This is a genomic window from Yersinia sp. SCPM-O-B-9106 (C-191) (genome assembly GCF_026183365.1).
GTDB lineage: Bacteria > Pseudomonadota > Gammaproteobacteria > Enterobacterales > Enterobacteriaceae > Yersinia > Yersinia rochesterensis.
Window position 1 is genome coordinate 940,264 of sequence record NZ_CP110791.1, and the last position, 13,080, is coordinate 953,343.

The following is a 13,080-nucleotide window of genomic DNA, read 5'->3' on the forward strand; positions in this document are numbered from 1 at the left end:
TATTTTTAATCAATGATTTTATGAGTGAAACATCCGTAGTTTATCGACACTACGGATGTTTTTCTGGATTGGCCGTTTTTTGATATTAATCACGACTATTGATGTGGAATATATTCCCCAGTTAGGCTTTCAAGGAATGCGACGATATCTTTGACGTCTTGCGGTGGCAGGCTAGTCCCCACTTGATATTTCAACATCATTTCAACAGCCTGATTTAAATCTTCGGCTTGTGCATCGTGGAAATAAGGTGCTGTCAAAGCAATGTTTCGCAGGCCCGGTGTTTTAAAGCGGTGCATATCACGGGGATCTTTAGTGACATTAAAACGTCCTTGGTCATCGGTTGTCAGCTCTTTTGAGCGATCTGCAAAGTAATTACTTTTTAATCCCATGAGATCATAGGACTGCCCACCAATATTTTTACCCACGTGGCAAGTGTCACATTTATTTTGCTGGAATAAAGCCAGGCCGTTTTTTTGGCTGGCAGTCAGAGCATTAACATCGCCTTTCAAATAGCGATCAAAAGGACTATTCGGCGTGGTCAGAGTTTTCTCAAACTCAGCAATAGCATCAGTAATAGTGTGCTCGGAATAGCCTTGCGGATAAACTTGAACAAACTCCTGTGTTAATTGTGCATCCTGTTGCAGTTTATTAATAATGTCAGCCCACGAGGCTGATGCCATTTCTACCGGATTCAATGGTGGCCCACCAGCCTGTTGCTGTAAATCAACGGCGCGACCATCCCAGAATTGATTCACATTGAACACGGCATTGAAGACTGTTGGCGCATTTATTCCGCCTTTCTGACCATCAACGCCGGTTGAGGTCGCCAAATTATCGACCCCACCTTTGGAGAGCAGGTGGCAACTGGCGCAGGAGACGGTGTTATCGCTGGACAACCGTGGGTCGTGGAAGAGGCGGGAACCCAATGCCACTTTTTGACTATCGATGGGCAAGGCATCTGGCAGCGGTTGTAATGTCAGATGTTGCATGTCGCTGCTGCTGGTGGAGGGGAAATGTTCCGCCCGCTGTGCTTTCACCCAATCAAGAATCTGATTTCTTTCTTCAACATTGAGACCTGAAGCCCAGTGTAAAACAGCAAAACGCTGTGGTGGCATTTGTTCGCGAGCAATGGCCGATTCGATTTTTGCTAAATCAGCCTCCGGTACTGCGCGATTTTCTTTAATCGCCAATAAGGTAGGTTCCAGTGAGAAATATTGGCTACCTTGTTGAATATCGTAATCCATTAATTGTTTCACGCCTGGGAGCACAGCATAAAAAGGCAGAGATGCACTGCTGGTATGGCAATAATCGCAACCCTTTTGATAAAACAGATTGCTGATTTGTTGGTTAGTTATTTTTGTATTGCTTGCCGAGGGGGATGTATCCTGAGATCGTTTTTTTTCCCCGTTGATTAATGTGTTACTGCGTGCGTTATCCGTCATGTAGATATAACCTGCTACGCCCAGATAACCTGCAATTACTAATATACCTCCGCCAATTAGCCATTTTCTTATCACAGCAGCACTCCTTTGTTGTGTGGAAAGCGGTATTCGCTTTCACATTTATGTATTTACCCTGCTAATAACCTTATTTATTTAATGGGATTATCTCTGGGTTGTGCTGAGGGATGGTTGACTTTTATCAAGCTACTGGAGCAGCTTTGCCTATCATTGAGATAGTCTTTGCCTATGGAATAAGAGCGCGGTTGGTAATTACCGAGCAAACGCCGAGTTATTGGCGCGGCACCGCACAGTACGGTTTTATGGAATGGCCGGATATTCCGGCGTTATTACAAGGCATTACTGATATGGATTGTCAGTTTGAACTGGATGATGTGACTTATTTTTCAGGTCATAAAACCATTGTGGGCCGTGAGGATGGTAGGAGATTACCCGCATTGGAACGGAGCAGCTTTGCTTTCATGGTCAGAAATTTCATTCATGTGACCAATTATTATCATCTGCCGAGTGATAAAGGGGTGGAGATCTGCCGCCGGGTTGCTATTTAGTTGATAATAAAGTGGCTCGCCAATAAAAAACCGCCAGCGGAAACATGATCCACTGGCGGCTTGGTTTGTTATTTTACGTGTAGGGCTGAGTTAGGCTTTAGTGCCTCGTGCGGCAATAATGGCATCGGCCACATTACGTGGTGCTTCAGCGTAATGCTTGAATTCCATAGTATAAGTCGCGCGCCCCTGTGACATGGAACGCAACACGGTGGAATAACCGAACATTTCTGATAACGGCACTTCCGCCCGGATGATTTTCCCGCCACCGACCATCTCTTCCATGCCTTGCACCAAGCCACGGCGAGAGGAAAGGTCGCCCATCACATTACCGGCATACTCTTCCGGTGTTTCCACCTCGACACTCATCACTGGCTCAAGGATCACCGGTGAGGCGCGCTTGACTGCTTCTTTGAAACCAAAGATGGCGGCCATTTTAAACGCCAGTTCCGATGAGTCCACTTCGTGATAAGAACCGAACGTCAAGGTCACTTTCACATCCACCACCGGATAACCGGCCAGAACCCCGGTATTGGTGGCTTCCAGTACGCCTTTTTCTACGGCACCGATATATTCACGCGGCACTACACCGCCTTTAGTCGCATCAACAAAAGCAAAGCCGCTGCCCGGAGCCTGCGGTTCGAGAGTAAAGACCACATGGCCGTATTGCCCTTTACCGCCGGATTGACGAACAAATTTGCCTTCAACATCTGTGACGGTTTTGCGCACGGTTTCGCGGTAAGTGACTTGTGGTTTACCGATATTGGCTTCCACACCGAACTCGCGTTTCATGCGGTCGACAATGATCTCCAGATGCAATTCACCCATGCCGGAGATAATGGTCTGGCCGGACTCCTCGTCAGTCCGGATACGGAATGACGGATCTTCCGATGCCAGACGTTGCAGTGCCAGCCCCATTTTCTCTTGATCGGCCTTGGTCTTAGGTTCAATCGCTTGTGAAATTACCGGCTCAGGGAATTCCATTCGCACCAGCGTAATCACCGCATCTGGGTCACACAGGGTTTCCCCAGTGGTGACATCCTTCAAGCCGACACAGGCGGCGATATCACCGGCGCGGATTTCATCCACTTCAATCCGGTTATTGGCATGCATCTGAACAATACGGCCAATACGTTCTTTTTTGCCGCGAATCGGGTTGTAAACACTGTCGCCTTTGCTCAATACACCTGAGTAGACGCGCACGAAAGTCAGCTGGCCGACATAGGGGTCGGTCATCAATTTGAACGCCAGCGCCGAGAATTTTTCATTATCATCGGCCTTGCGGCTCACTTCGTTACCGTCTTCATCTGTGCCGCTGACCGGCGGAATATCTATTGGCGATGGCATTAGTTCAACCACTGCATCCAACATGCGCTGCACACCTTTGTTCTTAAAAGCACTGCCGCACATCATTGGCTGAATTTCACCGGCAATAGTCCGGATGCGCAGACCTTGGGTAATTTCATCCACCGTCAGGTCGCCGGTTTCCAGATATTCGGTCATCAGTGCTTCAGAAGCTTCAGCCGCCTCGGAGACCATTTTTTCGCGCCACTCATTCGCGGTCGCCAGCAAGTTTTCCGGGATGGGTTCATAGCTAAACGTCATGCCCTGAGAAGCTTCATCCCAGATAATCGCGCGCATCAGCCGCAAATCTACCACGCCGGTAAAGTGCTCTTCACTGCCGATGGGAATCACAATGGGCACTGGATTGGCTTTCAGACGATCAATCATCATCTGGCGGACGCGGAAAAAATCAGCGCCGGGGCGGTCCATTTTATTAACGAATGCTAAACGTGGAACACGATATTTATTGGCCTGACGCCAGACAGTTTCGGATTGTGGCTGCACGCCACCGACCGCGTCATACACCATGACCGCACCATCAAGCACCCGCATGGAACGCTCCACTTCTATCGTGAAATCCACGTGTCCGGGGGTGTCGATAATGTTGATGCGGTGCTCGGGTAAGGTTCCGTCCATCCCTTTCCAGAAACAGGTCACGGCAGCCGATGTAATGGTAATGCCACGTTCCTGCTCCTGTGCCATCCAGTCAGTAGTCGCGCCGCCATCATGCACTTCACCCAGCTTATGACTGACGCCGGTATAGAACAAAATACGCTCGGTGGTGGTGGTTTTGCCAGCGTCGATGTGGGCGGAGATACCAATGTTGCGATAGCGCTCGATAGGAGTTTTACGTGCCATATTAAGTCCTTAATGATAATGGCAATTTCGGGGTGGGCGATTTTATGCCCTACCGGGAAGTTGTTGGTTTATCCCGTCATACTTCAAACCGCATATGTGTTGGCTGCCTTCGTTCACCCCAATCACTTACTTATGTAAGCTCGTAGGGATTTGCTCAGTTGCCGCCTTCCTGCCGTTCGAATTATTTAGGGCTTATGTTCAGTATTACTGCTCATGATCTCTTGATCGCCATTAGTATAGTCTCATTGTACTAATATACACGTACAATTTAATTATTTGTTCTGAAACTGTGCAATAATAGTGGTGGGCAATGGTTGAGGGGGTTTTCATCATTGCACTAGAATTATTAGTAGGGTCAAGATGGAGTATAGGCTATATTGCCGCCCGTCAAGGGCCGCTTGATATGGCCGAATCCGGCAGTTTGACGGGAAATTTCCCTGCGGATTGTCATTTATTTTATTAGGAACACTATGATTGCGAATCATCCTGAGCGTGAGCAGATTCGGTTGGAAAATGTGCTGACGGCTTTAGGTAATCCACTGCGGTTGGCTGTAGTGCGTAGGCTGGCGGCGGGGGGGGAACATGCATGTGGCACTTTGGTACACGGGCTGTCTAAATCGACCTTAACCCATCATTGGCGCGTATTACGGGAAAGTGGTGTTATCTGGCAACGGCCTTGCGGGCGTGAGAGTTTGTTATCACTGCGACGCGATGATATTGATGCCCGCTTCCCCGGCTTATTGGATGTGTTGCTCAATGCGGTAGCCAATGATGCTACTACCGATGAGTCGACGGCAAAACATCTACCGGGAGAGTGAGTTGAGGGCGGTTATCATATTCACCGCCCCCGATTAACAGGTTAAATCTCTTGGGCGTGTGCCAATACAAAATCTTCTGCTGCTTTTGACCACAACCCATCAGTTTTGCGCAAAATGACTTGTAGTTCCTGTAATAACGGCGAATCTTGCTCGGTGCTCATCAGTTCACTTAATGAGGTCAGCGGCATATTTTTACCGGTATAAACCAACTTTTTACCGCCGATAATTTGCGGCAAATTCAAGGTGGTTTCCGCCGCATCATTTAGCCCAAGAATGTGGGATACCACTTTGCCGGCATTCACTTTCTTCGCTTCAATTAACTTCACTGCTTCGCGCATGTCTTCGGTATTGCCCCCTGAGGTTCCGACATAATGGGTAAAGGAATAATGGAGGTCGTAGAAATTAACCGACGCCATAAAATTCTTATCCTGTGGGCCGGCAAAGAAATTAAAGCAGCCATCCGGTGCTAATAGGCTAGAAGCTAATGTGACCAATTCCGCTGAGGGGACGAAAACGAAGATATCGTCATAACCTTTGCCCTCAGTCAGTGCCATTAAACGTTCAAACTGATCATCAGTTTGTTTGGTATTAAGATAATGAACTTGAGTCTGCGGCTCGCTCGGATACAAGCGGGCTGCATAATCCAATTTTTGCTGGTGGCGGTCGGTAATAACCAATAATTCCGGATTAACTGGCCCATGCAACGCGTAATCAATGGCTAATAATCCCATCGGGCCGGTGCCCCCCAGAATTAATACATTACCGCCGGGTTTGATCCCCATTTTATGTTGATAAGTACCGGGAACCAGGTGGTAATTGGCATTAAATGCACCGATAACACAAGACAGTGGCTCTACCAATGAACCTTCAAAATAACTTTCGCCTTCATATGGCAGCAAGCAATCTTGCTCCATAACTTCATTGGGAATAACCACATGAGTGGCTTCACCGCCTACATAAGGGAAAGAATAGCCGGGACAATCTGGGCGGTCGGGTAATTGCAGATTAGCCTGAATCACATAACGGCTGCCGGGTTTGAATTTATGCTGCCACTTCTTACCAACTTGCAAAATATCGCCACAAAACTCATGACCAATAATAATCGGATTTTCTGCCACATTATCCGGCACTTTTTTATGGTCAGCTCCCAAATTGGCTTCTTTCCACGAAGAGAGGCAAATACTGTCGGTCACGACAGTGGCCAGAATTTCATCGTCGCCTATTTCCGGTAAGTCGAAGCTTTCCAACCGCAGGTCATTCTTGCCATATAAACGCAGTGCTTTAGTTTTCATTTGGAACCACCTCAATTATTTTTAAATACAAAAACAGCAGGTCGAATAAAAAACTCCCTGGCATTAATCAGGAAAGAATGCCAAGCCATGAGCCTAAAATTCCGAGGCCAAACAGGGAGAAGATGAGCCAGATAGGGTTAATTTTGCGTTTGAGTAAACGCATCATTAACAGGGTAAGCCCAAGCGCCAGCAAACCTGGGCACAGCTGATCCAGAATGTTCTGCACCGTCATGGTCACAGTGGTGCCGTCGTGACCCGGTGTTTTCGATATCACCAGCGGCACATTGATACTGGTCCATTTGGTGACCAATACCCCCATGATAAACAAGCCCAAAATGGAGGCCCCCTCGGTCAGTTTTTGCAGCACATTCCCGCCAAGATCTTTGACGATATTGATGCCCTTATTGAAACCGTATTGCAGACCGAACCATTTCAGCGCCAGACGCACAGAGTTAAAGGACAAGAAGAACAGAATCGGCCCCAGCACATTGCCATTCAGTGCCAGCGAGGCTCCCAAAGCTGCTGTGATGGGGCGCAAAGTTCCCCAAATCAGCGGGTCACCAACCCCGGCCAGCGGCCCCATCAGCCCGACTTTCAAGCTATTGATTGCCCCTTCATCAATATCAGCACCATTGGCTCGTGCTTCTTCCATCGCCGCGGTGACGCCAATCACCGGCCCACAAACTGCTGGAGTGGTGTTAAAGAACACTAAATGGCGTTTCAACGCGGCAATTTGGTCTTCTTTCAGCGGATACAAGCGCTTAATAGCTGGCACCATGTCATAGCAGAAACCCAGGCCGTGAATACGTTCATAGTTAAAAGAGGCCTGTTGCAAGTTACTGCGTAAAAACATTTTAAACAGATCAGACCGGGTTAATCGTTTGTTTAATGTGGTCATGTCGGCGTCTCCTAATCTTCTAATTCATCAAGTTTGGCTTGGCTGGCTTGGGCTACAGGCGCTGCCGGTTTCTGATAAAGCGGGTTTAACTGGATATACAGCAAAGCAATAATCAGGCCGATGCCGCCGAACGCGAGCAGGCTGAAACCGAGGTAACCTCCGACAATAAAACCGAGGAAGAAGAAGGGCATAAGATATTTAACGCCCATCATATTGAGCACCATGGCGTAGCCGACCACCACGATAAATCCACCCGCAATTTGCAACCCATGGGTCACTACCGTTGGAATGGCACTGAGCATATGGCTAACGGTATCGGCGCTGACAAAGATAGACACGATTAATACCGGAATGGCGACTCGCATGGCCTGAACCAACAATGCCGACACATGCATAAAATCAATCATGGCAAAATTGGCTTTTTCTGCGGCTCGGTCTGCTGCGTGCTGGAACGCGACTGTAATGGTGCGGGCAAAGACGGTTAATACTTGGCCAGCAGCGGCTACTGGTAGGGCAATGGCGATCCCGGTGGCAATATTCTGATGACCGACAATCACCAGAATGGTGGCGATAATACTGGCGAGTGCAGAATCAGGAGATTGCGCAGCACCTACGTTCATCCAACCAAGGGCGATTAACTCCAGCGTACCGCCGAGGATAACGCCAGTGGTCATATCGCCAAGAATCAAGCCTGTAATGGTGCAAGCAATTAATGGTCGGTGAGTTTGGAATTCATCCAGCACGCTGCCGATACCGGCAATGCATGAGAAAATAAAGATTAAGATTATTTGTAGTAAACTTATTTCCATGGTGGACCCCTTTGGACAATACAACGCCGTCATCGCTGCTATAGCTATGAATCATAATTAAATGGCTGTATTGCCCAGGTTAATTAATCGGATTTAAATTTTTAATAAAACCTGAGTTATTATTTATCTATTAATTGACGTGCCGTTATTTAGACTCCAACTCGCGTAATTTTTTAATCACATCCACGTCAGGATCGGACGTGACTACCCGTAAATCTAAATGAACGCCGCGTTCAGCTAATGCGTAAAAGGCATTAATATCATCTTGATCAACTGATACAGCCTTGGTTAATTGTGTTTTCCCGTGTTTAAAGGCCATGCCGCCAATATTAATCACGGAGATTTTCACGCCCTGATCCACTAATCTTAAAACATCAGTTGGATTGGTAAATAAATAAAAAACTGTGTCGTTGATGTAATTTGGGTTGTGATAAACGGCTACCGCCTTTTCAATATTCACGACATTTACTTTAATTCCCGGAGGCGCAGCTTGTTTTAATAGTGTTTTCCGGATTTCATCGTTATAAACGTCGTCGCTACAAATAATAATACGCCCGGCTTTGGCTTCTTTGGCCCAAACCGTGGTGACCTGACCATGAATCAGCCGGTCGTCAATTCTTGCCAGATTGATTTTCATATAAAGTCAGCCTCTTCTTCTTCGCTATTTTGTTGGTGTCGGAATGACTGCACACACTGGGTGCCAATATCGAGTAAATAGTCCGTCAGCTTTTCTGCCGCCATCACGTGCTGGTTATCGGCAATTTCCAGTGCTAAGGGCAAAGATAACCCACTGATGACCTGAATTCGGCTATCACTAAAGGCTAACCGCGCGGCGGCGTTATAAGGGCTGCCACCTTGTAAATCCACCGCAATCAGCCAGGTATCATTTTGATTTTTTGCTATGACATCCTGCATTTTCTTCACTAAGTCTTCGGCGTTCTCACCTCGGTTAAACAGCAACGGGGTAATATTCTGTGTTTCGCCATACACCATATTGACGGAGTTGAGCATTGAAACAGCTAAATCACCGTGGGCACAAAAAATGACATTAACCATTATGCTTCCTATTAGCCGCGAGTTTTGCCACCGGCAATGTTATAGGTCACACCAGTGATATAGCTGGCGCGTTCGGATAATAGGTAAGTCACAAAATCGGCAATTTCTGATAGTTTCCCGGCTCGGCCAATTGGAATGGCATTCTTGGTATAACCGTCGCGCAATTGTTCAACGGTGATATTGCGGGTGTACGCCAGAGCTTCTTCATAGTCGAGTGTGCGCAAACCGGTTTTTTCTAAAATACCGGGGGCAACACCGACCACGCGGATACCGTATTTCCCCAGTTCTTTAGCCCACGAGCGGGTGAAACTGTATAGTGCGGCTTTAGTGGCGGCATAGCAGCTTTGCCCTTCAGAACCTTCTAAGCCACTTTCTGAAGTAAGGTTAATAATGACGCCGTTTTTGTTTTCCACCATATTGCGCGCCACCGCTTGTGACATCAGATATACGCCTTTCTGATTCACATTGACCATTTTTTCAAATTCATTATCTTTCAATTCATATTGGCTATGACTTTGTTTGGGATCGACCAACAGACGCGGGAGATTAATCCCCGCATTGTTGACCAGTGCATCAATATGCCCATGTCTAGCCAAAATATTATCTATTGCGGCTTGTACGCTGGTGCGGTCAGAAATATCCAGCTGAATAAAATTCAACTGTGGATTATTTTTGATCTCACCCTCAAGTGGATTAACATCAGCTAATTGAACCTTGGCTCCTGCCGCCAGTAATTCTTCTACAATGGCATAACCAATTCCTGACGCACCACCGGTGACAATCACTACTTTATCTTTTAAATTTAGCCAATCGCTCATGAAATTTCCCTGTCTATCTAATTTTGGATAATACTCGGCCACATACCGAAAGTATGATTTGTTAAAGGGTCTTTAGGTATTAAGGGGGCGTTAACCCCACTGTCATTATTAGTGAATAAATTACGCCGTGAGTTTTAATATCTCCTCGGCAGTTTCTTTGGTAGTCACCAGACTATTAATATACTTTCCTTTAATCGCGCCGATGATTCCGCTGATTTTATCGTGAGAGTGTGCAATTCCAATGGAATAACGGGCTTTCTTAATTTTGTCTAATTGAATAGTAATGGTTTTATCCGAGATATAAGTTTCTACCTGATTACCTTGTAAATCATAAAAGCGCGAGCAGATATCCCCGGCGACCTGCCGGTCATTAAAGTGGTCAATAACATCGTTACCATAAAAAGCGCGCCAGGTAGAGTTTCCCGAAATATTGGGAGAGCCAATACCGAATATAGCGATATCCAACCGCTGCCAATAATCAGCAATCGCCTGATAATGCTGAGATTGCACAATGCCATCGCGGATAACACTTTCTTCCAGAATGGCCGGGAAATCGATCAACAATGACTCGCCTTTTAATTTCATCGCAGCGCTGTAGACCAGCGTATTAACATGAAAGCGGCTTTCCAACTTACCTGAAGGGCCGCCAACCATAGGAATACAGGTTAATTGGCGCGATACCGACGAGGTATCCATCTGCTCAACCAGTGTGGCAATCGCACTGCCCCAGGAGAAGCCCAGAATATCGCCATTTTCAATAATTCTATTCAGTAATGCGCTGCATTGTTTTGCCATCAGTATTAGTTGATTTTCTGGCGATGAGTCCTGTTCGCAAGAAACAACAATTGCTTCACGTAATTTAAAGCGCGATTTCAATTGCTGTTCCAACAACAAATTTTCGTTATAGTTATAGTTGATTGAAATAGTGACAATGCCTTGTTCGCGTACTTTTTTGAGCATTCGGCTGATGCTGGTGCGGTAAATCCCCAGCGCCCGCGCTATCTCAGCTTGTGTGAAATTTTGCTCATAATACATTTGTGCAACTTTCACCATCAGGCGCAGATCATCGCTCTTTTCCATTTCAGCCTCTTGCACATTTGTGCAGATTTCATTAAGTTATCTATGACTTGATATAATCACTTTCTATTTTTTAAGTCAAAAGCACAAAATAATGAATCTCATTACAACAGTACAATAATCCACTAATTATCATCTTTAAATTAACTTCAGATATCGCACACCTGTGCAATTATCTTTAATGGTATGATTTATATTACATAATTGGAAAAGCGGTTTTTGTGTCGGTCTACTTTATTCCGAACAAATATTCGATTTTGATCACATTTTTATTTTGCGTAATAGTGTGGGATTTGCACATATGTGCAAATAAAGTCTATTGCAGAATAACTCCCGGCGATAATTAGCCGAGAGTTATCTGGGCAGGGGCTTAATTCAGCAGCGGTTTATAGTGATGGGGCTGGCGCATGGCGACCAAATCTTTACGGCGCACGACATTGGTAGGGTAGGGGCTGCCCGCGAGTGAGCGAGTATCAATTGTCTGTGTGACGGCTTGCGTTTCTTGCCAAAGCAGCCGCTCAAGCCGTGGAAAAGTAAAGGTTTCTGGCCCGAATACTCCGCTATATCCCCCGCGCTCATTGATGTCATCGACGGCATTAGCAAAGGCCAGATAAAGATTATTTTCCCCTGCGCGGGTTCTGAATAAGTGCCAGTGCAGTGGGTCGGCTCCAGTCGGAATGGGGTAATTTTGTACCACAGCACTGCCCTTATGCGCGGCAGTAAAACCGGCCGGCAGGGCGGCGGAACAGGCGATAATATCGCAACCCATCAGGGCCAAAATGCGCGCTGATTCAGGTAACAAAGCATCATGGCCCAATAGCAATCCGACCCTGCCGAGCGCCGTATCAAACACCCGCCAGTGTTCCCCTGCGCTGGCCCACTGTTGATTTTGTTGAGAAAGATGGATTTGCCGATAAGTGCCGATTATCCCCTCTGGCCCAAACAAAACCTGTGTGTTGTAGTTTTTATCCTGCTGTTTTTCGGCCATCCCCACCACCAGATAGACCCGCAATTTCATAGCCAGGCGAGCTAACGCCTGCACGGCTGGGCTTTCTGGTGTTTGAGCATCAGCCGCGCCTGCGTGATAGCCGGTTAGGGCTAATTCCGGGAAGACAATTAGTTCGCTACCTTGTTGTAAAACGGCGTTTTCTGTCATGGCGGTAATGGTCGCCAGATTGTCCTCTACCTGTTCAGTTGAGCAGAACTGCGCCACCGTGATGCGGCTCTGTTTGCCCGCAGGCAAAGGCTGCTGCCCGTAAAGCCCAAAGAAATCCTGCGGATTCCATAAAAAACTGTCACTTAATAGTGAGTGATAATAGTCAGGGCGGCGCTGCTCAAACACCAATTCGCCCAAGACCAGGCGCTGGCGGCTGCGGCTGATATCAACTTCGGCATAAGCTATTCCGTTGCCGTCATCCACCACTGCTGCAATGTTGCCATCAGGTTCAATAATGCAGCTACCGCCGCTAAATTGGACTCCGCGCTCTAGCCCCCAGCGATTGCTTTCCAGTAAATAGCAGCCATTTTCCATGGCTCGGCTGATCCAGTAAGGTGCGGGTGTGCGCTCCGCCAGCCAATTGCTGATATGGCAAATTACATCAGCGCCATCCAGCGCCAGCAAACGGGCGGTTTCGGGAAAGTGAATATCCATACAGACCAACATGCCAATACGCCCCAGCGGCGTATCAAACACTTGATGCCCGACATCCCCTGCGGCGGCCCATTTAGGTTCTGAAATATAAGGATGACTTTTGCGATGGCAACCAATGACCCCGTGCGGCCCGATGAGTACCGCACTGTTGTAATACAGCGCGGTTTGCGGGTCTACCTCCGGCATTCCTAACACGATATAGCATTGATAACGTTGGGCTAATTCAGTGAATCGGGCGGTGCTTTCGCCGGGGACGGTTTCGACCATTGGCGCGATTTCCTGTCGGTCAAACCAACAGTAGCCGGTGGTCGCCATTTCGGGGGTAGTAATCAGGCGAGCACCTTTTTGTGCCGCCTGTTCTACCAATGCCAATAACTGCTGCACATTTGCCTCTTTGGCAAACATGAGGGGTTCAAACTGAATGACGGCTGCAAGATAAGGGGCTATCGACATG

12 protein-coding genes are annotated in these 13,080 nt (G+C 47.3%); 2 read left to right on the forward strand and 10 right to left on the reverse strand.

Annotated elements, in window-relative coordinates; translation table 11 throughout:
• Positions 1-95: 95 nt before the first annotated feature.
• Entirely contained in the window at positions 96-1,517 is a 1,422-nt protein-coding gene (locus OP863_RS04170; RefSeq protein ID WP_265525920.1) for a cytochrome c peroxidase, read from the reverse strand.
• A 143-nt stretch (positions 1,518-1,660) separates the two neighbouring features.
• Here OP863_RS04170 and OP863_RS04175 point away from each other — a divergent pair, with 143 nt between their 5' ends.
• The gene (locus OP863_RS04175) at positions 1,661-2,008 is read left to right on the forward strand and encodes a KUP/HAK/KT family potassium transporter (protein WP_265525921.1); all 348 of its coding nucleotides are present in this window, start codon (positions 1,661-1,663) and stop codon (positions 2,006-2,008) included.
• A gap of 90 nt (positions 2,009-2,098) precedes the next feature.
• Here the strand turns inward: OP863_RS04175 and fusA are convergent, their stop codons facing one another.
• Positions 2,099-4,207, reverse strand: a complete 2,109-nt coding sequence (fusA, locus tag OP863_RS04180; RefSeq protein WP_050292249.1) for an elongation factor G — start codon at positions 4,205-4,207, stop codon at positions 2,099-2,101.
• 470 nt (positions 4,208-4,677) lie between these two features.
• Between fusA and OP863_RS04185 the strand changes: the two genes are divergently transcribed.
• Complete coding sequence (locus OP863_RS04185) at positions 4,678-5,025, forward strand: ArsR/SmtB family transcription factor (RefSeq protein WP_145589431.1); 348 nt, start codon at positions 4,678-4,680, stop codon at positions 5,023-5,025.
• Between the two features lie 41 nt (positions 5,026-5,066).
• Here OP863_RS04185 and OP863_RS04190 read toward each other — a convergent pair whose 3' ends face one another.
• The 8 genes from OP863_RS04190 to OP863_RS04225 form a co-directional block, all read right to left on the reverse strand.
• Positions 5,067-6,317, reverse strand: coding sequence for a zinc-binding dehydrogenase (locus OP863_RS04190; protein ID WP_145589432.1), 1,251 nt, complete (start codon positions 6,315-6,317; stop codon positions 5,067-5,069).
• A 67-nt stretch (positions 6,318-6,384) separates the two neighbouring features.
• A complete protein-coding gene (locus OP863_RS04195) occupies positions 6,385-7,215 on the reverse strand; it encodes a PTS system mannose/fructose/sorbose family transporter subunit IID (protein WP_145589433.1) in 831 nt (276 codons plus the stop codon).
• 11 nt (positions 7,216-7,226) lie between these two features.
• Positions 7,227-8,024 (reverse strand): PTS mannose/fructose/sorbose transporter subunit IIC, encoded by a 798-nt coding sequence (locus tag OP863_RS04200; RefSeq protein WP_050114126.1) that lies wholly within the window; start codon positions 8,022-8,024, stop codon positions 7,227-7,229.
• A 145-nt stretch (positions 8,025-8,169) separates the two neighbouring features.
• On the reverse strand, positions 8,170-8,661 hold the full coding sequence (locus OP863_RS04205) for a mannose/fructose/sorbose PTS transporter subunit IIB (protein WP_145591170.1): 492 nt from the start codon (positions 8,659-8,661) through the stop codon (positions 8,170-8,172).
• Positions 8,658-9,080 carry a PTS sugar transporter subunit IIA gene (locus OP863_RS04210; protein ID WP_265525922.1) on the reverse strand — a complete coding sequence of 141 codons (423 nt, stop codon included), beginning with the start codon at positions 9,078-9,080 and terminating at the stop codon, positions 8,658-8,660. Before OP863_RS04210 ends, OP863_RS04205 begins: the two co-directional genes overlap by 4 nt.
• An 11-nt stretch (positions 9,081-9,091) precedes the next feature.
• Positions 9,092-9,898 carry an SDR family oxidoreductase gene (locus OP863_RS04215; protein ID WP_145589450.1) on the reverse strand — a complete coding sequence of 269 codons (807 nt, stop codon included), beginning with the start codon at positions 9,896-9,898 and terminating at the stop codon, positions 9,092-9,094.
• Positions 9,899-10,018: 120 nt separating this feature from the next.
• Entirely contained in the window at positions 10,019-10,978 is a 960-nt protein-coding gene (locus OP863_RS04220) for a sugar-binding transcriptional regulator (protein WP_265525923.1), read from the reverse strand.
• Positions 10,979-11,345: 367 nt separating this feature from the next.
• The gene (locus OP863_RS04225; RefSeq protein WP_265525924.1) at positions 11,346-13,079 is read right to left on the reverse strand and encodes a nitrilase-related carbon-nitrogen hydrolase; all 1,734 of its coding nucleotides are present in this window, start codon (positions 13,077-13,079) and stop codon (positions 11,346-11,348) included.
• Position 13,080 lies beyond the last annotated feature (1 nt).

Coding starts and splice junctions, on each gene's coding strand:
- OP863_RS04210 (WP_265525922.1), bottom strand. CDS start 9,080: ATGGTTAATGTCATTTTTTGTGCCCACGGTGATTTAGCTGTTTCAATG.
- OP863_RS04220 (WP_265525923.1), bottom strand. CDS start 10,978: ATGGAAAAGAGCGATGATCTGCGCCTGATGGTGAAAGTTGCACAAATG.
- OP863_RS04225 (WP_265525924.1), bottom strand. CDS start 13,079: ATGTCGATAGCCCCTTATCTTGCAGCCGTCATTCAGTTTGAACCCCTC.
- OP863_RS04195 (WP_145589433.1), bottom strand. CDS start 7,215: ATGACCACATTAAACAAACGATTAACCCGGTCTGATCTGTTTAAAATG.
- OP863_RS04200 (WP_050114126.1), bottom strand. CDS start 8,024: ATGGAAATAAGTTTACTACAAATAATCTTAATCTTTATTTTCTCATGC.
- OP863_RS04205 (WP_145591170.1), bottom strand. CDS start 8,661: ATGAAAATCAATCTGGCAAGAATTGACGACCGGCTGATTCATGGTCAG.
- fusA (WP_050292249.1), bottom strand. CDS start 4,207: ATGGCACGTAAAACTCCTATCGAGCGCTATCGCAACATTGGTATCTCC.
- OP863_RS04190 (WP_145589432.1), bottom strand. CDS start 6,317: ATGAAAACTAAAGCACTGCGTTTATATGGCAAGAATGACCTGCGGTTG.
- OP863_RS04215 (WP_145589450.1), bottom strand. CDS start 9,898: ATGAGCGATTGGCTAAATTTAAAAGATAAAGTAGTGATTGTCACCGGT.
- OP863_RS04185 (WP_145589431.1), top strand. CDS start 4,678: ATGATTGCGAATCATCCTGAGCGTGAGCAGATTCGGTTGGAAAATGTG.